Genomic DNA, 25,592 nt, shown 5'->3' with positions numbered 1-25,592 from the left:
CCACCGGCTTGTCTTATTCCGCTGCCATCGTAAATTCCGCTTCCGCCTCGTCCTCATCGAGTTCGTCGGAATATTCCTGATCCACTGCTGCGCTCGGCATTTCCACCTGCTTGCCCATTGCCTGCGCAATCAGGCTAAGTAGCGCTTGCTGACGAGCCTCCATGAAGGCCGTGAATTCGTTTGTGCGAAGGAGCGTCGGATCGATCAGGTGCGAGGCCAAGAAACCATTCAGACGAACAGGATCGACGGGTGTCGCCTCGGCGCTGCCATTCTCGAGTTTTGCCAGATACGCGGAGGGCGCAACGCCGCCAATGATGCGGTTCGTGCGATAGGAAAGTGGCGTCTTGTTGATAATGGAATCGTAGACGTCCGGTTTGATCTTGTTGTCTTCGCACCACTTCTTCGGAAAGATGTGATGGATGTCGACATTCTCGCCGAAGAAGACAGTGTGATCGAATTCCTGACCTGAGCGGAAGTCCTGAGCGCGCCCCTTCATCAGGAGCGCGTTCACGCCTTTGTAGGCCGCGGAGAGCCGCATGCGCATCGTCTTTAGCCGATCTGGGCGGAAGGAGGCTTCCGAGACTGTCGCAGGGGCCTTGCCCCCGGTTAGCCAAGCGGGCACTTCCTGGAAATCGCGTGCAATCCGGGTTTCGACGGCCGACCCATAGAGTTCGCCCAAAACGCCGCACCAGTACCACTGCTGGATTTTCTCGCGGTTGCCTTCGAGCTCCCAGGCGTCGCCGATGTCCGCGAGGATCGCTGCAAGCGGAATGATCTGCGTTTGGTAGGGCAGATCGAACAAGCGGTAGACGCGCTGTGTGAAGAGGAACTTCGCGGCCTTGAGAAAACCCTGCTCAGCCAATTTCTCGTATTTCTTGTAGGCGCTGAGCGGAAGATTCAGCAGGGCTCCTCTCTTGCCCGTAATTTGAGGAAGGTCCTTGCCTTCCTTGGTGGCAGCCACCGCAGCGCGCCGAAGATCGCGTGTGTGGAACAGTGAGATCACGTGCAAAAAGTCGGTGTTGGCCACATTGGCCAGGATACCCTTTTCGGCATCCGCCAGCCTCTGAGCACTGACGAAAATTCCGTGTCGGCCCTTGTTGTCTCTACCTTCGCCGTACCAGTCCTTGCGAAGTTCATGTCCATCAGCGGCATAGATGGCTGTAACAAGCTCGAACGCATCGAGTGGCTTGCCACCCGTGTTGACCTTCTCGAAGACCGTGCACACAGCTTCCTTGGTTGTCGTCTTGTCGAGTGCGATGACAGGAACATGGTAACCGGTGAAGTTCGCCAGGATTTCCGTATAGAACTGCTGGACGGTTGGCCAAAGCTCCTGCATGCGGCCGTTGGCGTTGGCCCAGGTCACGAACTCCATCTGCCACGCCATTCCGTCGAAGGCGCGGGAGAGAGGGAAAACGAGGTTCTCGAATTCACGCTCGGTGGTGGAATAATCATGATCGATCGTTCGGTTGAAGTCGGAACGTACGATTTTGTCCGCAGGAACCGAGATGATCGCTTCTTCCCGATCGACCGAAGGGTCTAGCGATTTTTTGATATCGATGAAGAACCACCGCTCTACGGGTTGTTTCTTCGGCGTGATAGTCTTCACGACTTGGCCGCGCAACGTGACCTGATAGAGCGACGTCATTCGTTGCTGGCCGTCGAGGAGCAACTCTGCGGGTTCGACTCGCCTCGCCGTCTCGGGCGCGCCTTCGATAGGCCGCGGCTTGAAGTTAACACCGCCTCCGGTCTCGAGGGTCATAAGTGCACCAACCGGAAAGGCCCGCGAAATGGATGCGATCAGGCTCTTGATCCGATCCTCATCCCACACCCAACTGCGCTGGAAGTCCGGTAGCTGAAGCTTCCCATCGTCACACTTCTTCAGCAATTCTTGCAGCGCGACCGGATTTGTCTTGAACGTTGACCCCGACATCTATGCATTCTCCCCGACGCGTGCTGCAAACGATTTGACCAACTTTCCGTAATCCTCCTCCATCGCAAAGGCGTTTCGAAATTCGGCAAACGCCCAGCGGCCGTAGGCCTTGAGATTGTTGACGCCGGGAACCCAGAGGTTCGTCATGGTCTCGGCCTTGATTTGTTCATCGAGGCCTCGGAAGCCCTTGACCTCGATGATCAGGTTCAACAGATCATCCAGTCCGCGACCGTCATCGACCTGTATGATGAAGTCCGGCAGATACCGGCGCAGAACGCTGCCTGAGCGATAGGGTACTTCGAAACCGAGCGCCTGGTTCTTCACGTAGGAGATCGTAGCTGGGTGCGCTTCCACGACGCGGGCAAATTCCGCTTCCCAATCGCTATCGCAGACGACGTAATTCACGTGGGAAAGGCGGGTCTCCCAAAGCGTCTGCTTGGTCGTGATGAAAGACACGTGGTCGGTGTAGCCGTGCGGATTGTACGGATCGAGCATGGCCTTTACGATACTCGCCCCATCTTCACCGGCGCTGCGGACGATGGCTTGGTAGATGAGTTCGGATGCTTTCTCTGCCAGCTCGGCATAGGTCAGCATGCCCGCCCTGGTGCCACCAGTGAGATTCAGGCAAGTGGCAATCCAGCGCCGGGTAATGGGCTGGAGCTGGTTATAGAGGTAGTAGGGAACGTCCTGATCCGGCTCACGGAAATACATCTCGATGAGCTTCTTGGTGAGATGCGTCGCGACGGTGTTCGGCCGCATGTCATCGAGCGCATCCGGAGAAATGTCATGGCCTTCGCCGACCAGCCCTTCGAGACGGACCGTACAGGGGCCGACCAATTCTGGCGTCAGGTCGAGGACTGAGTCCGCCGAGAAATTGGCCGAAAAGCTCTCGGAGGGGAGCTCGGCGCGATAGCCGGCAACGCGCGGAAAGCGGATGGAAAGGTCGTTGCGCTCCTTGAGCGCATGGACACGCGTCGTCGGTTTTGGCGGCGTGCGCGTCACCTCTTGGGGCTCGGTAGCGAAGTCGAAGGGAATGCCGAGAATGTCAGCGTATTCGGTATTGAACAGCCCATTGTCATTCAGCTCATAGGACTGGCGGCGCAGGCCGCGGCCGATCACCTGCTCGCAGAGCAATTGCGTACCGAAAGCGCGAACGCCAAGAATATGGGTGACCGTGTTGGCATCCCAGCCTTCCGTCAACATCGACACGGAGACGACGCACCGCACCTGCTCGCCGAGCCGGCCCTTCTGCCCGACGGTGTTCATCACTTCACGCAAGAGTTCTGAGTCCGAGAGCTTGTCGGCCGCCGCGGCACCCTCGCGTTCCTTGATCTCCCTACGGAACTGCTCGATTTCCGCCTCGGCCATATCGCGGAATTTGGAATCCAGCGCCTCGCCGGATTCGAGTTGCTGGGAATCGATTAGCAGTGTGTTCATGCGCGGCAGCCGATTGCCGTTGCGGTCATCGTAGTTCCGGAAGAGTTCCAGATGCCCGTAGTGCTTTGTCTGGCGCTCACCTTCAACTTCCCGTTCCCAGCCGGAAATCCATTCGAATATGAGCTTCGAACTGGCAGTGTTGTTGCAGACGACGATGAACACCGGCGGGACGCCGATGCCGACCTTTTGCCAGGCCTCGAACTCCTTCTCGTAGTGGGAGTAGAGCGAGTAGAGCGCGGTCTGCAGTTCGGCAGGTATGCTCAACGGATCAAGATCGCCGGATTTGCCCGCCCCCTTCTTCGGCATCTTCTTGCCGATGTGATCCCAAAGATTGCGGAACACGGGGGTGGCGGCATTGACGGCATTGTCCGACACCGGCACGCGGGGCAGCTTGACGATGCCGCACTCGATAGCATCGACGAGCGAAAAGTCGGAAACCACCCAGGGGAAGAGTGTACCTTCCTCGTATCCCGATCCACGCAAGAAGAACGGTGTCGCCGAGAGATCATAGACCGCGCGAACGCCGACTTTCCGCTTCAAAGCCTCGATGCCGGAAATCCAAAGCCGTGCAGCTTCATTGTTTTCCTTGGCTTCGTCCTTTTCCTCGCCCTTCAGTTCATCTTCTTCGTGGCTTCCCGGACGTTCGCGATAGCAATGGTGCGCCTCGTCGTTGATGACCACGACGTTCTTCATCTGCAGGAGATCGCCGCAGGCCCGCTGAAGCATCTGTCCCTCGGTCTCGAGTTCCTCGATTGCTTCTCCTTTCCAGCCCTTCATCAGGCGGAGACCTACTGCGTTCAGCTCGTGAGCCTTGCGCCGCTGAAAGACGTGATAGTTGACGATTTCGATCTTCGCCTTGTTCAGGTCGGGCATCATGTCCTGTGGGACAAGTTCCCGAGAGCGATAGTAGCTATTGCCGTCAGAAGGTTTCAGTACGCGCAGTCGGTCCTTGATGGTGATGCCGGGCGCAACGATGAGGAAACCTCTCGAGAACAAACTGGAGTTCGGCTGCCGAGCGGCATTGATTGCTTGCCAGGCAATGAGCATGGCCATGACGGTTGTCTTGCCGGCGCCGGTGGCCAATTTCAGCGCAAGACGAAAGATTTCTGGGTTAGCATCTCGGTTTGCTTCTTCGAGATGGCGGAAGATGTGAGCGTACTGCTTGTTCTTGCGCGCCACCTCGGCAAGCCAGATCGCAGTTTCTACGGCCTCCACCTGGCAATAGAAGGGGCGGGGGCCGGAGAAGTTGTCGCTTCGCCAATATTGGATCAATCGCTGGGTAACGGGCGTGACGCCCCAGTCGTTGGGATTGGGAATTGAGCGCCATGACGCGATGTGGCCGCGAATTTCGTTGATGATCGGCGTAGGGTTGTAGTGGCTGCTGCCGTCCTTGGTCTGGTCGAGATCAAGCGTAGCCTGCTTTTTGGCATCTGCTTTGATCTTGCGGCTCTTCGGAACGGGTGCCACGTATTTCGACCGGCGCCGGCCTTCAATGGGCGGTTGATTGAGCGGCTCGCCACTTTCGGACAGCGCATGATGGCGCGTGGGAACTTCGTATGGCGAATTAAGAATTGGCTCGGCGTAAAATGGCTTGGTCATGCAATCTGTCCCAGAATCGGCATCGCCATTCAATCGCCCCCGCGAGGGTGATGCAACTCCTACGATGCGGATTGCTGTGTTTGGCAAAGAATTGCACACGGAAATTATTTCCGCATTGTAGCCCGATAACCGTCTGTTGGATGCGTCTTTGTCGTTGTTATTTGGGCACCAGGATAAGATTGTCCGTACTTAACAACTGCTCTCCATTCCACCGATACGCGCAGGGCCTTTCTATGTAGTCGAGGCAGAGGGCATTGTGTGCAGCAAGTTCAGGCTGACTGAGCATTTTGTAGTGCCCGAAGAACACAGGTTTTTCCTCCGCGCCATAAAAGTTGATCCCGCCACTTTCGATCACAGGCGTATCCGGAAGGTCGTCTGAACGAGGCACGGACAGCGCAGAGCTTCGCCACGTGCGAACGCCTGCCTGCCACCATTTCAGCCGGATCGCGGTGCGGGTATGTCCTTTTATGTCCGTGAAAGAATGGCCGTGCGGCAGCTCGGCCTCTGGCCCCTTTAGACTGGATAGGACCGCGTCCGCGAATGGACTGGCATCCGTCTCGAACGCCAACTCCTGCAAATCATCTCGCTTCAAACGCGCATCGCCGGTTCGGCGTCGAATAGTGTCGATGTGACGATCGTCCCAGTATGCGTGGACCAGTCTGATCCCGGGCAGGTCGATAAACAGTGGCAGCGTCATGAACCAATCGAGCACTTCTTGCGTCTGAGGTGCGCCTATTGGAAATTCTTTCAGAAACGTTTCGTGCTGTGCGGTATTCTTTAGGGTGTGAGCCCGCATGAACCCGTCGCTAGTGCGCTCCGAATTTTCGCCCTGCTCATGATAGAGTAGCGCGTTGAGTTCGTGATTGCCCATGATCGCTATCGCGTGACCGTGCAGTTGCATTGCGCGCACGAGAGAGATCACCACGGAGTTTTGGTCCCCTCCATCAATGAAGTCCCCGAGAAAGGCGACAATTCGGCCCTCAGGATGTGCCCAGCATGAAGCTGATTCCCGATAGCCGAGGTAAGTGAGAGTTTTTGTTAGGCGATCCAGATCAGCGTGAATGTCGGGAATGACGTCGATATGTGAATGGTTTTGTAGCAAACGAACACCCTCGCTAGCTAGGTATTACGCCTTGGCATCATCTATGCAGTTCATCGGCGTAAATAGCTTGGTCATGCAATTGGTCCCAGAATCGGTATCGCCGATTCAATCGGCCCAACGAGGGCAATGCAACTCCTGTGATGCTCATTGCTGTGTTTCGCGAAGAACTGCACACGGAAATCATTTCCGTATTGCAACAGTATGCAGGACGCCGAAGATTTGCTGCGCGAGCGTCCCGGATGGGCATCTCCGGCCTCACACACTTCCGAACGGAGATTCGCCACTCTTTCGCAAGTTGTGGAAAATAAATCACATCGCAGTTCAATTTTGTGGAGTTTCGGCCAAACCGCCTGGGTGTGCTTGATTGCACGGCCGTGCCTCTAATAGTTTCCAATCCGTTACCGCTCATGGGTAGTGGTTGGGGATGGGATTAAGTGGTTCAGGAAATTGGAAGTTTCGTCGTTGCCTCGATTCTTGGCGCGGCGAATTATCTTGTAAAGGACGCGGCTGCTCCGGGTATCGTCGCTCTGGGAATTGTCGTTCTTCTGGTGATTTTTACTGCCGCTTTCTTTCGGGAAGTCTTTCAGCGCCGGAAAGCAGTTCAATGGCTCAAGCGCGAAATTCAGAACAGTCCTACGGGGGCTGACTTCAGCCGTGACATTGACGTTCTGTCCGCCTCAATCAAGGAAAGCAGCACAAACAAATACCGCCGGCAACTGGCGGCGGCGTGGGACAAGTACAAGGAGACGCTTGTACCTCACGAAGAAGACGGCAAGGTCGTGCTTCGCAATGCCGTCCGACCGTCCATGTTTCTCAATCCAGAGGACTTGGGTTTTGGGGTTGGCTTCTGGCGCATTGTACCCGGCCTCTTTGTTTCGGTTGGCCTTTTTCTGACGTTCCTGGGGTTGATCGCCGCTCTCTCTACGATGGCGCAAGGAGCAGAGATCGATAGCGGTGTCATGCGACAGCTGCTTTCTGTGGCCTCGGCGAAGTTTATTATGTCGTTGACGGGGCTTTTCTGCTCAATCGTCTTCACGATTCTTCTTAGAAGCATCTACGGGCGACTGGAGCAGTCGATCCATGAACTATGTGCCGCCATTGAGCAGCGTCTCACCTACATCAGTCTGGAGGCCCTTGCCACAGAACAGCTGAAGGCAACCCGGGAACAGCGGGAGCATTTCCGATTGATTGGGATGGAGTTGGTCGCGGAGATTGGCCGTCCCTTGAGAGAGGAGCTCCCGGCGGCAATCCAGAGTTCGATCGCCGGTGCAATGGCACCGATCGTAGAGCGAGTGGGCAAACTCGGCGCAGAGGGCGTGGGAGATATGGTGTCCGGAATTTCGGACAAGCTTACGGATTCAATCGGTATTGCGCTAACCGAGGCTAGCCAGAAAATCTCGGATGCAGGTGAAAGGCTTGGGTTGCTTGCTGACCGTCTCGATCAAAGCTCGGGGCGGATAGGCTCGGAGATGGAAGGCGTTACGGAGCGTGTCGCCCAAGCTGTGGAAGACCTCCGTGCGGCTATCACTAATACGGCCGAGGTAACCGGGGGGACGTTTAACGAAGGTGCCGAGAAGCTCCTTGCGGTCATGAACCGTACGCTTGAGGGCATTCGCGATAATACGGGCGAAGGTGCGCGCGCCATGTCGGCAGCGGCTGAGGACATGCGCCAGGCGGCCGAATCCTTCAAGCAGGAGATCGAGTCCGCAGCGCGAACAGGAACAGAAGCCGCGCAGGAACGCATGAAACTTGCAGGTCAGCAGGTGAGCTCGGCTATCGGCGATGCCGGCAAGGACGTTGCAGACGTGTTCAGCCGCACCAGCGCGGAGATTGCTCGGGTCGCGGAAGAGGTTTCCGAGAAAGCCGGCGCAGGCTTGCTCGCTCCTCTGGCTGAAATAGGCAACAGGTTCGAAGGTCTGGTCAAGCAGCTCAATGACGGCACGTCAGACATGCGGCGCATGGCCGACGGAGTGAAGGCTGGTGCCGATGCTTCGGAAAAGGCTGCGGGTACCTTTAATGGGGCGGCAAGCTCACTCGTGGCTGCTGTCACCCCCGTGAAGGCCGTCGTGGATCGCATGGAAGGTTCGATCCGGCAACTTACTGACAGCACGCAACACGCGGCGAGCACCGTATCGAGGTCTGCGGAGGCGACCGCCGGGTCCGCTGCCTCTGCTCTTGCTGCTGCGAAGGAAATCCTCCAGGCGGAAGCGAAATCCATCGAGAACGCGCTGGGCGGTGTCTCTGTGATGCTGGAACGTCTGAAGGGGCAGGGCGACCGCCTCGATGAAATGGATGGAAAGCTCGGCCAGGCTTTCGATCTCTACACGGAAAATGTGGAGAAGTCCGTCCAGGGCATGTTCGGTCACGTGCGCGATCTGCAGGAAAGGCTAAATCCTGCGCTCGACACCATGCGTGAAATCGTTGAACAGGCCGAGCAATTCGCTCCGCAGTCCCGGAGAGCCTGATGCGCGGCGGTTTCCGGACGCGTTACAAAGAGGAAGAGGAGGAGAGCGCATTTGTGTCCATGACGGACATGACTGTCAGCTTCCTCTTCATCATCATCCTTTTGCTGGCTTACTTCGCCCAGCAATATAGCGAAAAGGACACGGTACCCAGGCCTATACATGAGGATGTCATTAAAGAAAGGAATGTCGGGCAAGAGGAGATAGTCCGACTGCAGACAATCATCGCTGTTCATGAGAAGATGATCGCTAACCTCAAGGAGGAGATTAACAGGAAGCAGGTGGAGATCGAGCGGTTACAGGCTGAGATCGCGAAGCTGCAGGCCGAGATCAAAGAGCTAAGAGAGGCGCTTGAAAAGCTTCGGAAAGTTGACCCACTGGAAGCCTACCTAGCCACGTCGGCGATCGAGAGACGACGAATTCTCGAAACTCTACGCGATCAGCTGAAGATTGATTTTCCTGATCTCGAGGTGGTTATCAGTGAAGAGACCGACGCTTTGCGCTTTCAGGGCGACGGCCTATTTGCAACCGGATCATCCACGTTGCGCCCCGACCGGAGGGCAATCGTGGAAACTGTCGCAACGAGGCTATCGCAGATTTTGCCCTGCTATACGATTGGCCCGCGTTCGAAGTGGACGGCCGAATGTAATCCAGGCAATGCGATTATTGAAGCTTTGCAGATTGAAGGACATACCGACTCAACCGGGGATTTTACGGCCAACCTGGCCCTGTCCACTAATCGCGCAAACAGCACTTTTTCTACAATTCTCGGCAAATCCGGTGAGCTAGTCGATTTTCTGAACTTCCGAAATCAACCAGTTTTGTCCGTCGCCGGATACGGCCAAATGCGTCCGGTTAAGGACAACTCGACGAAGGAGGGACGAGATACGAACCGCCGCGTCGACCTGCGAATCATCATGTACACGCCTAGCCAGTCGGCGGAAATCGACCGCATTCGTCAGGCGTTGAGTCAAGACAACTCCCGGGGTATCGCGAATTGACCCTCAGCAAGAGCCTCTCCCAGAACCGTCAGTTCGTCAGGCCCGCCTTGCCGGCTTTGAACTCACTTGCATCTAGGACAGAGCGAATTCTATCCCGTTGGCCGGACGTCGTCGCCAATCCACCCGAGAAAGACCGTGAAAAACTCGTGGCCATTGTTCGGGACAAACTGGAGAATAATAGCTGGGAGGACACGAAGCTCTCGCTGATTACAAGCGCTGGCAGGGCGTTGTTCGACGAGGATCGTCGCACTAGACCTGATTTGGCGGAGATGCGAGATTTTTATTACAGCGAGACCCGCGCCTCGACACGGGCGGGGTTTCTCGGCGGAATGTTCTCCATCTACATGGACAGCTTTGATGCCAAGGCGGAACATACGTGGCAATTGGCCGGTGCATTGTCGGCAGCGGCAGGGCGTCTCGGAGCTCGCTGGCGTATGATGCTCGATGCCATCCCCGAGATGCTCTCGCCCGATGCAGTGGCCGATGCCGTCGCGCGACAGATGGTGCTGATGGACGATCTCTGGATCGGCCTACAGAAGCTTGGTATTCGCAGCCCTCATGCACCTGGTCTGATGAATGCCGTCCACCTAGCCTATGTGAAGCAGATCGAGCCGCATCTCGATCAGCGAGTGGAGATGGAGCGGCTGATCGAGTGGCTGAAGCCGGAGGGCAGGGAGGCGAAGACGACCGGCGCCGGCGAAGCGATCTCGGCTCTGCTTGGACACTGGGTCAAGCATTCTCCGAAGCCCGATGACCTACGCTACCTGACAGAGAACATCATCGGCATTTACGGTGATCCTCGTGTCCAGCGTGGCGGCGTTTGGTCAGCAGTACCGGAAGACAGGATGGCGGTTATCCTGCGCTGGCTGACGGGCGAGAACATCCGGTTCTTCCTTGATGTCGTCTCTGAGGTGGAAGACAGCCACATGTGGGAGCCTCGCAGGAGATTTTGGCTCGGCCTGCATGATCGTGGCCGTATCGATGCAGCCTGGGTTGCTTTCAGCGATTCCGCCGCGAAAGAGGCAAGGCGACGCGGGGCGGGAGGTAAGGGGACGTTGAGATTTGGCGTTCAAACGGCAGGCTACGGTCGCGCGAATACATCACTGCTCATACTGAAGATCGGCAGGAAGATCGTCGTTGAGGGCTCTCACAGCTATAAGGTCCACATTTTCGACGAGTCCAACCAGCGTGCGCCTGCGCTCTACCAGTGGCGATATGACTGTGAAGCAATCAGGTTCATTCCCGGCTCCAATGCGAAATCGCACAACGGCGATTGGCAGAGTTGGGTCTTGGAACACATCTAGGTGAAAAAATGAACTTGGAAGCTTCTTTCTCTCCAGATGCAATCACTCTGTCCGCAAAGAACGAGCGCGCGGGTCTACTGCACCGGTTGGTGCGCCGTAGTGTTAAATCTGATCTTCAGAACCTGAGTCCCGACGAACGTTCACTGGCCTATGCTATTGCCGATCTACGGGCGGCAGCGGACACGCTCGGCGAACAGCTTTCGATCGATTCTGATCGCATCGTCATGTCCCATCGCATCGCTGCGTCCGTCAGCGGTGAAACGGGCGCAGTACTCGGTCTGCCGCCTTTGGTAGAGATGACGCTGAAGACCGATGCGGAGGGAATTGTCGGTTCGTCAGGTTTCCGTCTTAGGTACGAATGGTCGCGCAATGGCCAACGGCAAATGCCACGTCGAACTGGAGCCATTCTGGAAACCGCAAACGGTTTGCGACGAATTCCTATGTGGATGATGGACGCCATCGCCATCGCCGACGCCTACCGGCCGGATGGAAACGACGCCGCCGATTGGGAGGCGCTAGGACGTTTCCGCAAGGCGCTTGATCCTGGTGCCGTCAGCGGAGCCTCGGACGAGGCGTCGCGTATCTCGATGACAGATTTTCTGAGCGGTCTGGAGGTGCGTCTCGTCGACCGCTTCTCACTCTCGCCAAAAGGGGAGGCGGACTTCGACGTGGTGCCGTTCTCTGGTGATACCTTGGAGGTGCATGGTAGCGCTTCTGAAGCCGCCGAGGTTTCCGAGTCCATGAGCGAGGTACAGGGACTAGACCTGCAGCGATTTCAGACATTGGTGAGGGGAAGGGGGGCCCTGCCCGCCTATCGATTATCTCCTGGTCGTTACGTGGTGGTAGAACAGTCAGCGTCACCGGCCCTTGCCGTGATGGCTGAAATGCAGAAGGCAGCACCCGAGGAGCGGCGCGCCTTCATCCGTAATCCCTTGCCACGAGTAACGGAAGCAATGGAGGCGCAGCTCCGTTCTTCCGGGCAATTGGATGGTTTGTCGCCCCAGGCCGAGCAGGAAGCCATAGAGGCAGCGGTTGGTCCCGTACTTGTTGAAACCCGGGAATTTTCCGAACGGGTTACTGGCGTCGTCAAGTATGAAAAGCCGGGTCTCGGCGAGTTCGAGGATAGCGGGACAAGCTGGCTGCCGGAAGATTTCAGCGCGCGCCTAATCGATATCCTCGACAGGCAGGGCACTGCCGAGCTGCAGACCCTGCGCGAGCGCGTCCAGGAAGCAATTGAGGCTGGAAGGCCGACCGTCGACTTCGAGGATTTGGAGGTCCCCGCTCGACCGGAAATGTTGCAGCTAATCGACGAGCGGATGGTGTCGGGAGACGCTGACGACGGTGGCGAGGATGAGGCAAAACCAGAAAAGGTGGGCCCATTCGTTCTCGATACCGAAGTGAACTACGACGATCTCAAATGGCTCGCTAAGCTCAGGCCGCGCATGTCTGAGTTGCCGGAAACTCTACCCGAGGGCATTCGAACGCCGTTGAAAGGGCATCAGAAGGAGAGTTTCAGCTGGCAGGTTGGCGCGTGGCGGGTCGGATTGCCGGGCGTCCTCAATGCCGACGAACAGGGCCTCGGCAAAACTCTCCAAACCATCTCTTTCCTGGCCTGGCTCAAGGAAGTGATCGCTCGTCCTCAAGCCCAGAGCCGAGGGCCTGTTCTCGTTGTTGCGCCAACATCCCTTCTCGAAAATTGGGAGCAGGAAGTCGCCCGACACATGCACGAGCCTGGGCTGGGTCATCTGATCCGCCTCTATGGGTCGAGTATCGGTGGACGCAAGCTGACGGGAGCGAAGGGAAAGGACACGGACGATGGGGAGGCCAAGCTTGACTTGGGCGCGCTGCATGAAGCCGTGGCAGAGGGGCGGGCGCATCGCTACTGGCTTCTCACCACCTATACGACGCTGACGAACTATCAGCATTCGCTGGCTCGCATACCCTTTTCCGCCGTTGTCTTTGACGAAATCCAGGCCTTGAAAAACCCTGTTAGCCTCCGCGCAGTTGCTGCCCGTTCGATCAATGCTGATTTTCGAATTGGCCTCACCGGTACACCTATCGAGAATGCCACTGTTGACCTCTGGGCAATCATGGACCAGCTGGCACCGGGATCGCTCGACAGCCTCAAAGATTTCCGTCAACGCTATGCGAAGCCAGAGGAAGACAACATGGCCGAGCTGCACGGCAGGGTTTTTCTGCCCCGTGGCGGCACGCCGCCTCTTGCAGTCCGCCGCTTGAAGGAAACGGTCGCAACCGATCTGCCCGCCAAATCCCGTCGTATTCATCCCCGCCTGATGCCGGTTGTTCAGGCCTTGGCATATGACGATGCCCGACTGAAGCTTGCGCGAGGAGGCATGGGCGCGCAACTCAAAATGCTTCATCACATTCGCAGCGTTTCCGTCCACCCGGCGCTGGAGATCAAGGCAAGTAACGATGAGTTCGTCGTATCGTCTGCGCGGCTACAGGCTGCCATGGATATCCTGAAGCGCATCAAAGCGAATAATGAGCGCGCCCTTGTCTTTATCGAGCACAGGCAGATGCAGTATCGCTTCATTGAATTGGTTCGCAGTGAATTAGGTCTGCCGCGAGTCGACCTCATCAACGGCGACACTCCTATTCCTCAGCGTCAGGCAATTGTGAACCGGTTCCAGCGCCATCTGGATGACGACCAGGGGTTCGACCTTCTAGTTCTCGGTCCGAAGGCAGCAGGCACCGGGCTGACGCTAACGGCGGCGACCCACGTCATCCACTTATCTCGATGGTGGAATCCGGCAGTTGAGGAACAGTGCAACGATCGCGTACACCGGATTGGCCAGACGCGACCTGTCACAGTGCATTTGCCTATGGCCATTCATGAAGGCTATCAGGAGCAGTCTTTCGACTGCCTCCTCCAAAGCTTGATGATGCGCAAACGGCGGCTCGCCAGTTCGGCACTTTGGCCCATGGGTGACGTCGATGATGACGTTGCTGGCCTTCAGAAGGGCATGGCGACCGAGCGGCTAGGCATGGAGGCCGACCCCCTCGGCAAGACTATGGAAGCCATGTTCGCTCGCGACGAGCTGGAATTGCCGCCCCAAGAAGCTGACGGCTCTTACCCCATCCATTGATACAGAATGGCAGATTTTCATGAACGATATTTGGGTGAACAAAGGGCTGGTCATCGATGCGCCTTGGATCAGTTTGATCTTGAGCGGCCAGAAGGACTGGGAGATGCGCTCCACCGGAACCAGCCACCGCGGGTGGTTTGGCTTGATCTGGAAAGGGATGGGGAGTGTCTACGGTATTGCACGATTGGCCGGCGCCGGCGGTCCTATGAGCCCGCAGGAGATGATCGAGGCTTTTGAACACCATCGTATTCCAGAAGAGATGATTCGCTCGGGTGCTGTTGGTAAGTGGAACAGGCCCTGGTTTCTGGCTGACGTCATAAGGCTTCCCTCACCAGTGCGTTACAAGCATCCGAACGGTGCCGTGACCTGGGTCGAGTTAAGCGAAAGCGTAAGCTTGGCGATTAGGGATCAGATTGCAGCGCTAGCTGAACCCCTCCCGGAGCCGGCGCCGGTGATGAACCTGGAAGCAAATGGCACGCACCCGGACTCTGTGTGGCGTCAAATCGGCGAAAGCGTTCTTACCCAAGGCAACATCGATCACAATCACATTTATCTACGTGAGTTTTTTGATCGATTTCCAAAGGGTGCCGTGGGTGGTTCGAACAAATCAGAGAGTGCCTCTCGTGAGATATCGATCGTGTGGGATGGCGGTCCGTTGGTTGTCACCGATCTGGATGGATCGAAGAAGTTTTTCCGAGCGAGGGGCTGGATAGGATCGTTCTTCCGCCATAACGCTGCTGGGCCCGGGGATCGTGTACTGGTCGAAGAAGGCGCACCCTATCAGTACAGGGTTCACATCCGAAGGTGAATCAGCCGAAGGCTGTATTTGATTATGGTAATGGTCTCGTCGTTCACTCGGCGGATTCGCTTCTCACAACCCTTCCAATGCGGGAAAGACGGCTCGCGATTTCATCTACAGACATCTCTCCGGACGCTGCCATCGGAGTGGCGTCTGGCCTCGGTTTCGCAGGTTGCCGGGTCTTGCCATGCGGTTCGTTGTCTGTGGGTGCTGTCGGCTTGTCATTGAACATTAAGCCCAACAAGAAATAGACGAGACGGGGCGTCCAATTTGAGCCTGACGCTGTTCTGTAGCCTTGTGCGTTGAGGCGGACGGCCACATCTCTCGGCTTTCTCGTTCCTTCTCTGGCGTACGTCCTTACGACTGACTCCAGCTTGCCGAATAAATCAGCAAGTTTGACCTTCTTGTTATTGAAATGCACCATCTCCGCCTTGGTCATGTCATACTTCGAACCGTTAGCGCTATTTGGCTTTTGCTTCTTCCGGATCAGTTGCGGTTGGTTCGACCTACTAGCTGGCTGGGAGACTGGGCGCGGTATGGTCGCGGGCCGCTCTACCGTTGACCGTGCCGGCGCAGGAGTAACCCATGTGTCCGCGGTGAACACCACAGGCAGCAACGTCTCTCGCTCTACAAACGAGATTCGATCGCCATTGACACTGATAAACTCGCCGACCTCGAACAGCGGCATTTCCGAGTGGCAGGTGAACCTGAATGCTTCATTCGTCTCGGAGTCCAGGAACTCGCCCTCAACTTTATTTTCGTGGCCCCGTCGGTCGACCGCTAGGACGACAACAAGTGTCCACTCGCCTTCGTACCGCCGGCCGAACGTCCGGAACTTGGAGAGGCCCGCGGTGCTGGACGCGCTGAGTAATTCCTTTACTTCTCCTTTGTTGCGCCGCGTTAGCCGGTTTACTGGCCCGGTGGCCACCGAGACCGACGCGCGGGAGGTATCCGTGCACGGGTGTTTTGGCCAAGGGGGGCCGAGATCATCGAAATAGACGCGGCTCCCCGCAGCGTTCGCGTAGAAGAAAACGGGCTCGCCGCAGCGAGGGCAACGTGCGTTGGGGTTGACGTAGCATCCCGATAACGAATTTGCTCCGTGCTGCTTTAGAAGAAGCCGAGCATCACGCTCGCGAAAGCTCTGCGTGTAGTCCGCAAGCGCCGCTCTTGACCGGCCGTAATTCACGCACCAGCCGCAGGTGCAGTCGCTATAGTGATTGTGGCCCGTCACGCTCGCCTTTCCACCTTTCCGTTAGATGATCGATTTGAATGTAACCAAAGATGGCGCACAGGTAGGCAGCGTGTCCAGATAGGACGCGGCATGCGGAAATTATTTCCCCAAAACAGGGGTTGCGTTTTTCATCGAGGCAAGTGGTGTCGGAATCCAGATTGCCGAGGTGTCGTCTCCAAATGGGATCGCGCGTCCCTGAAGTGCGCAGATGGCAACCCAACAGCAGACGATTGCATCCAGCATGTCTTCAAAGGCCTTTAGCTCCACCGCACTCGCCTTCGGCTCGATCGGCGGCAACATTCGCCCAACGCCGGAGAAGTTGGCTTCGAGCAGACTAACAATTTCGTGCCATTGAAAGAGAAGATTTTCTCGCCGTTGTTGGGCATTGATGCTCGGCCAATATTTCCGAGCCTTCTGCGCCTTGTAGGGCAACCGCTCTACCGCACAAGCGAGCTCAACCAAGGCGGGGTGAGGGTAAACCTCAATCAGAGCTCGTGGAAAAATTGCCTCGGTGGCCAAGGCGTAGCCCTCACCTTCGGCCTGCGCGCGCAATGTGTCGCTGATGATGCCCGGGCGAATGTCACTCGGTGAGTGCGTGCTGCATTTCCGACTGCCATAGGCTCGTGATACCGCATCATCCGACCGGCGCCGGCCGACAATCGGAGAATTTGACAGGGGCATGTCTACGGCGACGATGTCGATCGGCGCTGCAGCCAATTTCCTCCCAGCTTGGAGAAGTGCACTGACATCCGGAGCTCTTCCGAGAGGCTTGGGTTCGCAAACAAGACTTTCGTCAGCCAAAGCCTGAAAGCGTTGATACGACGGAGCTACTGCTCGAAGCTGCCATTCATCGCCAATTAGGACGGCGAGCGCGACGCCACTCGGTTGTGTCAAAGTCCACGCAGCGTCTATGCCGATGACAGCTGCACGAGTGCCGCCGGTCGCCGCATCCCATTCTTGGTTCATCATTCCTCTCATGGGGCTTGGGTCTCGGACACAAACTCTTGGAGCAAAGACTAAGCGGGAACCGCGGCGTCGAGGTCTACGAGTTTCCCGGTGTTGGACGTTCCATCTACCTAAGTGCTTTCTTGGCTTGATCAACGGCGAGTACGCTAGCCCATCCTTGCATCCGACAATAGCCATGTTTCTGACATGCGGGCGATCCCCCTTTCGGCCCGAACTCACCTGAAATGGATGCAGTGGCGGCAGGATTACATCCGTTGTGCGGCGAGGATCGCGGCGGTCGCGCGGATTGGTATGCGCGCGGTATCGCACCTAACTGAGATTAGCCATAGAGCGAGGACAGCACCCCTTGCGAGACCTTGCGGCGCGCGTGACGTGGTTCCTGCTCGCGCGGTAGCAATCACTGTGTGGGCAAATCAGCCATTTCTTCAGTTGGAGCAAACAGCGAGTCGGAGCCTTGCGTCGCCCGTCGAGATGAGGCCGGCGATGAAGTTGAGTCCGCGGTGTTTGTTCTTATCCCCGACTCAAAGCCGGCAGAACAAGCTTTGGTCGTTTCGTGTCCGCGGGGACCAGCATAGCCTCTCCATTTATGACAAGTGAAAAATAGCCATAAAATGGCTATTGACATAGCCAAGATTTCATATAAATTAAGGCCAGGATTTGCAAAAGGAAATCAACATGCTGACAAAACATGCTGACAAAACATGCTGACAAAACATGCTGAAGATCGAATGCGTCAACGTGGCCTTTCCAAGGATGTCGTTGGAACGATTCTCGAGCTGGGGGAATGGAATGGCAGGGGGAACCGCTTGGAGCTTCCCCAAAAGGTTCTTGGGTCGTTGCTCCAGCAGAAGCGTAACGAACTGAAACTTCTGGAGCGGCTGGCAAGGCGAGGGGGGGCATCGGTTGTCATGGAGGGCGAGACCCTGATCACTGTCTACCCGAATACGAGGAGGATGCGGTCGTGACCGAGCAGCGTTCGAGAACTTTTCCTGTCCGCCAGGGCACGGTTCTGGATGGAGAGTTTACCATCCGCATAAAGCCGGAATCCCTTTCAGAACTTGTGGATAAGACACCTCCCAAGAAGATCAAGAGCGACCGAAAGTTCAACATTCGGATCAGGCAGCATGACATCCTCTTGCTAGATGCGCTTGCCGATCAGCAGGACGTGACCAGGTCAACGCTGATCAATGTGCTTTTGCATGACTTCTTGCGGGACGAATTGATGAGCGTTCAGGACGATGATGCCCGGGCACTTCTGGCCCTGACCGCGGATGAGCAAGCCAGTTACGACGCCTTGGCGCAGCCTTGGGTCTACGATGCGATCGGTTCAGATTGCCGCCATCTGCTACGCAGCATCTTGGAATTCAATTCTCCGCACGAACGCATGCCGGAGCCTGACGCCCCGGAAAACGCATTCAACAGCGAGACGTTCATTGGCCTCAAAAGCAAGCTGAAAGGATTGAAGAAATGAGCAGGGGTATCCTTTCAAAGGTGATCGAGGACATCGGAGAGGCACAGGCCGAAATTCGCGCGGAAGACTACACCATGGTCAATGTGCGTCCGGGCGAGAAGGTAGCAGTGATGCTCGAACTTATTGCGGTTCTCTCCGGCAAGACAGCCTCAGCGGTGGTTGCTGAGGAGCTGTCGTCGAGGTTGGCAGCCTATGCAGCCTCTTCCGTCGCACATGTTGATGCGATCATGGATGCAACAGAGAGGGCTCTGAAGCAGAGCCAGATGCTGCAGCCTGGGTCGGCATTGGCAATCTTGCAGAAAGGTGGGGTGCTTGAGGTAGAGGATGGCTTCCACGAGAAGCTTCGTAACAAGATGTTTTCTCAAGAAGAATAAATCTCAATGCGCTACTAGGTTTATTGGGGAAAGAGGACTGATGAGAAGGATTGAGCCACCCCGGCACGAGCACGGCCATCTGCGTCAGCCCTTGACGGCAGGCGAGAAAATTGCCCTGGACTTTTTCGATAAGCTTTTGCCGCCCGAGTGGGAAATCTACACCCAGCCGCATTTCAACGGTCTGCGCCCGGATTTCGTGCTCCTCAACCCGGACATTGGGATCGGCATCTACGAGGTCAAGGACTGGAACCTCGACGCGATGCGCTACGAGGTCAGGGAATACCACAAGGGCTACAAGGAACTATGGGCGACGCCGCGCGATGGCCGAAGTTTCAAAGTCGAAAACCCCTTCGACAAGATACGTCGCTACAAGGAGGCAATTTTTAACGTCTACTGCCCGCGCCTAGAACAAAAGGCAGGCTTTGGCGCGATCAACGCTGGGCTGATTTTCCCCATGGCCGATTCCGACCTGGTACGGGAACTCCAGGCCCACTTCTTGAAGGACAATGAGAAGGAACGGCGGGCGGAGTTCTGGCCCATCGTCGGGCGTGAAGAACTGGCGCGCGAGATGGTGAATACGGCAGCGCCCTTGCTCGAACGCAAAGGCAAGGGATACATGCGGCCCGAGCTGGCCGACGACTTGAGAGGGTGGCTGGTTGAGCCCGACTTCGCAAGGGAGCAGCGTCGACCGCTACAGTTGGACGCGGCACAACGCAATCTTGCCGAGACACGCACCAGTAGCGGGTACCGACGGATTCGCGGCCCTGCAGGATCGGGGAAGTCGCTCGTCTTGGCCGCCCGCGCCGCCAGGCTTATCGACGAGGGCAAGGATGTCCTGATCGTCACTTACAACATGACACTTTGGCACTACCTTCGTGACCTTGTCGTCCGAGAACGAAAAAGGGGAAAGACTCCCGGGCGGCTGACATTCACCCATTTCCACGAATGGTGCGGCAATGTCTGTTGGAACTCAGGCTTCGCCAACGAGTATGTGGAAATCATGCGTCCGATCACCAAGATCAAGAACCAGAATCTTCAGCCACGGGAAGAGGCGCGACGGCTGCGCCCTATTCTGCCGCCGATCCTGAATCAAAAGGTACCGGAACTCGCGTTGCGGGCGGCTGCGGGTGCCCCGGAAGACCAAAAGTACGATGCGATCCTTGTAGACGAGGGGCAAGACTATTTGCCTTTGTGGTGGAACGCGCTCAGACGGGCGCTGCGCGAGGGCGGAGAAATGGTTCTCGTAGCGGATACGTCGCAGGACCTATACGGCACGGCCAAAAGCTGGACAGAGGCGGCAATGACACGCGCGGGCTTTTCGGGCGCTTGGGCCAAGCTCGATGTAAGTTACCGCCTGCCTACGGAACTCCTGTCGCTCAGCCAAAATTTCGCGGAGCTGTTTCTGCCACCTGATACCCGTATCATTCCGCAGCCCGAACAGCGGGAGTTGGGAATATCCCCCTGCGCACTGAAATGGATTCAATGTGATGATCAAGAGGTCGTCAACGCCTGTTTGAATGCGGTCTTGAGCATAATGAAGCTCACGGGACCTAATCATGGACTGTCGAACACTGATATAACCTTCTTATGCAGCTCACACGAGATCGGCAGGCAGGTCGTGGACAGGCTTAATGGGGAACCTTGGGGCATTTCCAGCGCCCACACCTTCGCGGAAAGCAAAGGAGAACAAAATCGTCGCAAGATGGCATTCTTTCTTGGGCGGCCCCGCGTAAAGGCTACGACTCTGCACAGCTTTAAAGGTTGGGAAGCCAGAGTGCTGGTGCTGCATCTCGGCCACGCGATGAGCCCGGAGGACATGGCCGCGGCCTATGCCGCCATTACACGACTCAAACGAGATGAAGACGGTAAAGGCAGCTTTCTAACCGTCGTATGCTCGGCACCACAACTGTCCGACTATGGCAGGGCTTGGCCGGTGTTTGAGGACAGGCGAACTTTCTTTTCTTGATGCAACTAACCGGAAAGATTGGTCCAATCAGTCACTGAAGGGTCGAGCTATCCAACTCTATCCTGCCCTTCCAAGCCGCCTTCCTCTGATTTCATCTGCAGTCCGCAATTGGACCCAAAGCGGAAATAATTTCCGTGTGTGAAGATTCCTCCGGACTGCCGCTCCGGAATGTCGTACAAGAGTGTCGTACAAGCATTTTAGGTGATCAGGATTTGTTAACCTTCTCAATGGCTTGAAAAAGGGCGAAATCCCTAGCTGGGAATCCTGGCGCCCCAGCCACGGTTTTATTTCTCAATAAGATCAATTTCTCAGAAGTAGCTGGAAAAGCTTGGTATTGCCGTCGCGTGAATGCCCGACATGGGCTTTTCCGCACTGCATCAAAGTGCACCATCTCTCATCACGGCAGGACTGCGGGAACGATCTGGACCTCTACATTAACGGCCCGCAGCGCTATCTGGTCCGCCGTTGGTGTCAAACCGAAATAGTGCCTAGGCCAATCTAGTTATTCGGATTCGTCCTTTGACGGGCTCCAAAATTTCTCGATCAGGCCTGTCCCGATCAGAGCGAATACAATCGCTCCGATTAGGGACGCAGGAAGAAGCCAGACGAGATCGCCAAAACCGCCGTCCCCGATGCCAAACGCCGCGCTGCCCTCGAACACCAGCCAGACCGCCAAGGGTAGCCCTATTGTGAAACTGACTGCGAATGCGGCCATGGCACGGAATGTATCCATCAAACAAACCATCCATGGTGGAATTTCATCGAAATGAAGACCAGCTAAGAAAAGAAGGCAAGGGCATGCCGGCGAATCGTCCGGCTGGCGAGGTGGCGAGTGAGATGCCTCTTGCAATGTGCGGTCGGCCCAACCACGGTTTGCGCGTCAGTAATTCCGCACATAAAGAATCTCATGAAACACAACGGCTGGTGCTCGCCGTCGCTGGGCGGGCGCTGTCGGGTTGTCAGACCCAAACCGCGACGGCCTCGCCGCCCCCTACTCGGTCAGGGATGCGGAAATCTCTTGCATGCAGTTCAACACGCGCAGCCGGACCGTGGCGCGGAAGGGTGAACGGGGCGTGTTCAAGACGCCCCGCCGCCCCGCTCTTCTAAGCGATGCGCCCGAGCGGAATAAGCTCCTTCGCCCCCTCGTGCCACGCATTCCCCTCCCAGTCGCCAAGCCAGCGGTCCACCTTCAGGCCTGCCTCGCCGATCAACGTCTCCAGTTCGGCCTTGTCCGGAAACGCGATGCGCGATGCTGCCGAGAGGCGTTTTCCGGTGGCCTGAATTTCGTAGTGGGTGCCGTAGGTCACGATGCCGGTGGCGGGGTCGTGGGCGATGTCGTTCCAGGCGGAGACGGTGCCGAGGCGCGGATGTTCGACGAGACGGAGGGATTCTTCAGGCCCCCACTCCTCCCATTCGCGGCAGGCTGGGTTGCGGCTATCGAAGATGAAGCGGCCGGAGGGAGCAAGGTGGGCGGCGATGGTGGCGAGCGCCGCGCGGCGGTCTTCCGGCGTCAGAAAGACCTGGAAGGCATGGCCGGTGAGCAGCACGAGGTCGAAACGGCGGTCGAGCCGCAGCGTACGGGCGTCGCCCTCGATGAACTCCGCCGCGCCGGGTTTTGCCCGGGCGATGTCCAGCATGGCGGGCGCCGGATCGACGCCGACGACCATGCGGCCCTCCGCCAGCGCCGCGGCCAGCTCGCCGGTGCCGCAGCCAAGGTCGAGCACGCTTTTCGCATCCCTGGCGAGAGCCTGGCAGTAATCGAAGTCGGGCGCCCGCGCCCAGCCGTTTTCCAGATCGTAGAAATCGGCGAGATCGGGGTCGTGGTAAAGGCGGTCGTCTTCCATCTCAGTCCTCCAAATGAAAAGGCCGCGCGTCTCCGCACGGCCATCAAAGGATCGATCGATGCGCCGTGTTCACTTGGCGGCGTCGAGAACCTTTTCGCAGTGCGAGGGGCCGCCCTTCGGATCGGGACGATCGGCGACGGCGCGGATGTTGATGATCTTGTAGCTCTCGCTCACGGTGAGCTCGACCGTGCAGGACTTGCCCTTGGCAAAGCCGCCACGCCACTTGTAGAGCGTCGAACCACCCGAGCCCGCGGTATCGGACTGCGGCGGGCCATAGGCCGCAAAGAAGCTGCCAGCGGTCTTGCCGTTCCAGCGGGCCTGCAGCGGGTTGGACGCGATGGTAGCGGTGGTGCATCCGGCGAGAGCAAGCGCGACGCCTGCCAGAATTGCAATGCGGGAGTTCATGTGTGCCATATCCTTGGACTTCGGTGCGGCCGTGTGGAGGGCGACTCGAAAGCGAGCCTCGATTCGCCATAGCGCAGCCCGCGTCAAAGGGGAATCACTCGCGAAGAACTTTGTGATTGTCCCCGTCGAAGCGCCGAAAACCTTGCGGATTTGCAACAGTATCGGTGGGGAGGGAAAAGTCGGGCGCGCCGCCACCAAGGTGACGAATGTAGGTCCTGAAAATGGCGCGTAAGTCTCGGAACCCTCCAAATCCGAAAGCACGACCCGTTCTCGCCACCGTCGCCATCGAGACCGAACACGCATGGGCGACGGAGGCCACGGTTCCAAAGGCAATGAGAGCGGGATCCTCAAGTGCGACCCCGAGGAGACGTTGTGAATCCTCGGAGAGCGCCAGCTGTCCGTAGACGATTCGCTCCTTCAACTCCGAGAGGTTCTCCGGCGGTGCCTTTTGTCTCGGGCGCACCTTTTGCGGAGCCGCGGTTTTCGACGGCATGACCGTCAAATCGCCTGCAGTTTGAAATCGCTTGCCGCGACCGGCATGACCGTCTTCAGGAGTGCGACCGACTTTTCCAGTCCCTCGAGGCTGTTGAGCAGCACGTCCTCGTGCTCAATCGAAAGCCAGCCGTCATAGCCTGCCATCGTCAAACGATAGCAGAACTGCCGCCACCAGGCTTCGCCATGGCCGAAACCGAGCGTCACATAGGACCAGCTTCGGCCGGGAATGTTCATCAGCGAGCCGTTTTCCAGAAGCGAGGTCGTCGCCTGGACCGGGGCATTCAGCATCGTGTCCTTGGCGTGCACATGAAAGATGGCCTCGCCGAGCGCCTCGGCGGCGACCAATGGATCGGCCCCCATCCAGAACAGATGGGAAGGGTCGAGATTGGCGCCAATGACAGGGCCGATGACAGAACGCAGCCTCAGGAGCGAAGGGACATTGTAGACGCATTGATTGCCGTGCAGCTCAAGCGCGATGCGCTCCACGCCGCATTCTTTTGCGAGAGCGGCGATCTCCGTCCAGAACGGAAGGAGCTTTTCCTCCCACTGGTAGCGCAGGATTTCCTGCGTCTCCGGCGGCCAGGACGAGACGACCCAGTTCGGCATGAGGTCGCCCGCGCTGCCAGCCGGCAGGCCGGACATGGTGCAGACGGTCTTGATGCCGAGGTCTCCGGCGAGGCGGATCGTATCCTTCAGGCATTCAGCCTGCTCTGGCTGGGTCGGGTGTAGCGGATTGCCATTGGCGTTGAGCGCGATGATCTCAAGGCCGCGGTCCTGGAAGGCTCCGGTGAAGTGCCGGCGCGCATCCGCGCTGTGCTTCATCGCTTCGAGATCGAAATGTGGGGCCGTGGACCAGCCGCCCGTGTTCACCTCGACGCCTGAAACGCCAAGCCGCGCGGCATTGTCGAGGAGGGCATCGAAAGACAGGCCGCCAAGGCTGTCGGAAACGAAACCGAGTTTCATTGGGGAAGTTCCTTATCGAGCGTTGTAGAGGGAGGGCCTGACCATCGTGTCGAGGCTGACGCGCTTGCCCGTTCGCAACGCCTCGACGCCGGCTTCGGCGACGAGGGTGGCGCAGTAGCCGTCCCAGCTGTCGGAAGCGATCGCGGGGAACGCGCCGGTTCGTACGAAATTCAGAAAGGCCTTGTTCTGCAGGCGGTAGGCTTCCGCAAAGCGTGGGCGCCAGTCAGGCGGATAGTGTTCGAACGCCATGAGATGGCCGTTGCGGCGCGTGTGGACCGGGGCACTGAGCTGGATCGACCCCTGCTCACCCACCAATTCGCCACGTACGTCGTAGCCATAGGCGGCGTTGTTGTTGACCTCGATGTTGACGAGTTGGCCCCGGTCGGTTTCGAGAACCATGAAGACGGGAGCGCCGGTTTTCGAGGCGTCGACGCCTGTCGGCTGAAAGACGGATATCGCGGTATAGTCGGCATCGAGCATGAAGCGGGCGACATCGAATTCATGCGGGGCCGAGTTGGTAATCGCCATCTGCCCGGTAAAGTTCGCCGGCGCTTCGACATTCCTGTGCGTGTTGTGCATCATGATCGCCCGACCGAGCGAGCCGTCTGCAAGGGCTGCCTTCATGTCGCGATAGGACGGGTCGAAGCGGCGCATGAAGCCGAGCTGAACGAAGCGACGACCGCGCGCCACTTCCGCGTCGATAACCGCAAGGCATTCGCGGGAGTTCTGCGATAGAGGCTTTTCGCACAGCACCGGCTTTCCCACCTCGATCGCGGCAAGCGAGAGGGGCGCATGGGTGTCGTCCGGACTGGCGATGATCACTGCGTCGATGTCGTCGCGCCGGATTGTCCGGAGCGGGTCGGTGGAGATATCGGCTGCACCGCAATCTTCCGCGATTGCACGGGCGCGCGCTTCGGAGGCATCGCAGACGACCTGCAGCACGGCTCCGGGCAAATCCTCCGAGACGATCCGTGCGTGGTCGGCACCCATGATACCTGCGCCGATGATTGCAATTCTGACGGACATTCCAAGTTCCTTGTTTTCGAAGCGTGTAAGCGCAGCGGCGGGGGACGCCATGGGCGCGTTTCCGCCAGACGGTGCACGTTGAGAGCCTTGCTGATTGGGCCCGGACTTGA

At 57.6% G+C, this 25,592-nt stretch carries 19 protein-coding genes; 8 read left to right on the top strand and 11 right to left on the bottom strand.

Annotated features, from left to right (window positions below; all coding sequences use genetic code 11):
- Nucleotides 1-13: 13 nt before the first annotated feature.
- From MUO32_RS08620 to MUO32_RS08610, 3 genes are all read right to left on the bottom strand, one after another.
- The gene (locus MUO32_RS08620; protein WP_257947798.1) at nt 14-1,930 is read right to left on the bottom strand and encodes a DUF262 domain-containing protein; all 1,917 of its coding nucleotides are present in this window, start codon (nt 1,928-1,930) and stop codon (nt 14-16) included.
- The gene (locus MUO32_RS08615) at nt 1,931-4,966 is read right to left on the bottom strand and encodes a BPTD_3080 family restriction endonuclease (RefSeq protein ID WP_257947797.1); all 3,036 of its coding nucleotides are present in this window, start codon (nt 4,964-4,966) and stop codon (nt 1,931-1,933) included.
- Nucleotides 4,967-5,123: 157 nt separating this feature from the next.
- A complete protein-coding gene (locus MUO32_RS08610; protein WP_257947796.1) occupies nt 5,124-6,068 on the bottom strand; it encodes a metallophosphoesterase in 945 nt (314 codons plus the stop codon).
- A gap of 434 nt (nt 6,069-6,502) precedes the next feature.
- Between MUO32_RS08610 and zorA the strand changes: the two genes are divergently transcribed.
- The 5 genes from zorA to MUO32_RS08585 are packed head-to-tail and all read left to right on the top strand — an operon-like array spanning nt 6,503 to nt 14,750.
- A complete protein-coding gene (gene zorA, locus MUO32_RS08605) occupies nt 6,503-8,533 on the top strand; it encodes an anti-phage ZorAB system protein ZorA (RefSeq protein WP_257947795.1) in 2,031 nt (676 codons plus the stop codon).
- A complete protein-coding gene (locus MUO32_RS08600) occupies nt 8,533-9,531 on the top strand; it encodes an OmpA family protein (RefSeq protein ID WP_257947794.1) in 999 nt (332 codons plus the stop codon). The genes zorA and MUO32_RS08600 overlap by 1 nt, the downstream gene beginning before the upstream one ends.
- Complete coding sequence (locus tag MUO32_RS08595) at nt 9,528-10,835, top strand: EH signature domain-containing protein (protein ID WP_062371681.1); 1,308 nt, start codon at nt 9,528-9,530, stop codon at nt 10,833-10,835. Before MUO32_RS08600 ends, MUO32_RS08595 begins: the two co-directional genes overlap by 4 nt.
- An 8-nt stretch (nt 10,836-10,843) precedes the next feature.
- Complete coding sequence (locus tag MUO32_RS08590) at nt 10,844-13,942, top strand: DEAD/DEAH box helicase (protein WP_257947793.1); 3,099 nt, start codon at nt 10,844-10,846, stop codon at nt 13,940-13,942.
- Nucleotides 13,943-13,961: 19 nt separating this feature from the next.
- Nucleotides 13,962-14,750: a hypothetical protein gene (locus MUO32_RS08585; RefSeq protein ID WP_257947792.1), complete on the top strand. Its 789-nt coding sequence runs from the start codon at nt 13,962-13,964 to the stop codon at nt 14,748-14,750.
- Between the two features lie 43 nt (nt 14,751-14,793).
- Here the strand turns inward: MUO32_RS08585 and MUO32_RS08580 are convergent, their stop codons facing one another.
- On the bottom strand, nt 14,794-15,972 hold the full coding sequence (locus MUO32_RS08580; RefSeq protein ID WP_257947791.1) for a hypothetical protein: 1,179 nt from the start codon (nt 15,970-15,972) through the stop codon (nt 14,794-14,796).
- A gap of 99 nt (nt 15,973-16,071) precedes the next feature.
- Nucleotides 16,072-16,938 carry a DUF429 domain-containing protein gene (locus MUO32_RS08575; RefSeq protein WP_257947790.1) on the bottom strand — a complete coding sequence of 289 codons (867 nt, stop codon included), beginning with the start codon at nt 16,936-16,938 and terminating at the stop codon, nt 16,072-16,074.
- Nucleotides 16,939-17,899: 961 nt separating this feature from the next.
- Between MUO32_RS08575 and MUO32_RS08570 the strand changes: the two genes are divergently transcribed.
- From MUO32_RS08570 to MUO32_RS08560, 3 genes are read left to right on the top strand one after another with little or no spacing between them, the layout of a single operon-like run.
- Nucleotides 17,900-18,409, top strand: a complete 510-nt coding sequence (locus MUO32_RS08570) for a hypothetical protein (protein WP_257947789.1) — start codon at nt 17,900-17,902, stop codon at nt 18,407-18,409.
- Nucleotides 18,406-18,783 carry a hypothetical protein gene (locus MUO32_RS08565; RefSeq protein ID WP_257947788.1) on the top strand — a complete coding sequence of 126 codons (378 nt, stop codon included), beginning with the start codon at nt 18,406-18,408 and terminating at the stop codon, nt 18,781-18,783. The genes MUO32_RS08570 and MUO32_RS08565 overlap by 4 nt, the downstream gene beginning before the upstream one ends.
- A 40-nt stretch (nt 18,784-18,823) precedes the next feature.
- Nucleotides 18,824-20,749 carry an NERD domain-containing protein gene (locus MUO32_RS08560; protein WP_257947787.1) on the top strand — a complete coding sequence of 642 codons (1,926 nt, stop codon included), beginning with the start codon at nt 18,824-18,826 and terminating at the stop codon, nt 20,747-20,749.
- A gap of 502 nt (nt 20,750-21,251) precedes the next feature.
- Here the strand turns inward: MUO32_RS08560 and MUO32_RS08555 are convergent.
- The 6 genes from MUO32_RS08555 to MUO32_RS08530 all read right to left on the bottom strand — a co-directional run bounded on the left by MUO32_RS08555 (nt 21,252) and on the right by MUO32_RS08530 (nt 25,482).
- Nucleotides 21,252-21,482, bottom strand: a complete 231-nt coding sequence (locus tag MUO32_RS08555) for a hypothetical protein (RefSeq protein WP_257947786.1) — start codon at nt 21,480-21,482, stop codon at nt 21,252-21,254.
- A 370-nt stretch (nt 21,483-21,852) separates the two neighbouring features.
- Nucleotides 21,853-22,593 carry a trans-aconitate 2-methyltransferase gene (locus tag MUO32_RS08550; protein WP_257947785.1) on the bottom strand — a complete coding sequence of 247 codons (741 nt, stop codon included), beginning with the start codon at nt 22,591-22,593 and terminating at the stop codon, nt 21,853-21,855.
- 69 nt (nt 22,594-22,662) lie between these two features.
- A complete protein-coding gene (locus tag MUO32_RS08545; protein WP_244760235.1) occupies nt 22,663-22,998 on the bottom strand; it encodes a hypothetical protein in 336 nt (111 codons plus the stop codon).
- Nucleotides 22,999-23,092: 94 nt separating this feature from the next.
- Nucleotides 23,093-23,491 carry a transcriptional regulator gene (locus MUO32_RS08540; protein WP_257947784.1) on the bottom strand — a complete coding sequence of 133 codons (399 nt, stop codon included), beginning with the start codon at nt 23,489-23,491 and terminating at the stop codon, nt 23,093-23,095.
- Between the two features lie 5 nt (nt 23,492-23,496).
- Nucleotides 23,497-24,456 carry a sugar phosphate isomerase/epimerase gene (locus MUO32_RS08535; protein ID WP_257947783.1) on the bottom strand — a complete coding sequence of 320 codons (960 nt, stop codon included), beginning with the start codon at nt 24,454-24,456 and terminating at the stop codon, nt 23,497-23,499.
- 12 nt (nt 24,457-24,468) lie between these two features.
- Nucleotides 24,469-25,482 carry a Gfo/Idh/MocA family oxidoreductase gene (locus tag MUO32_RS08530; RefSeq protein ID WP_257947782.1) on the bottom strand — a complete coding sequence of 338 codons (1,014 nt, stop codon included), beginning with the start codon at nt 25,480-25,482 and terminating at the stop codon, nt 24,469-24,471.
- Nucleotides 25,483-25,592: the final 110 nt, after the last annotated feature.

Origin of the sequence: Shinella sp. CPCC 101442 (genome assembly GCF_024704725.1) — a bacterium.
GTDB lineage: Bacteria > Pseudomonadota > Alphaproteobacteria > Rhizobiales > Rhizobiaceae > Shinella.
The sequence above is the reverse complement of the archived record's forward strand: the minus strand, read 5'-3'. Positions and strand labels throughout refer to the sequence as shown.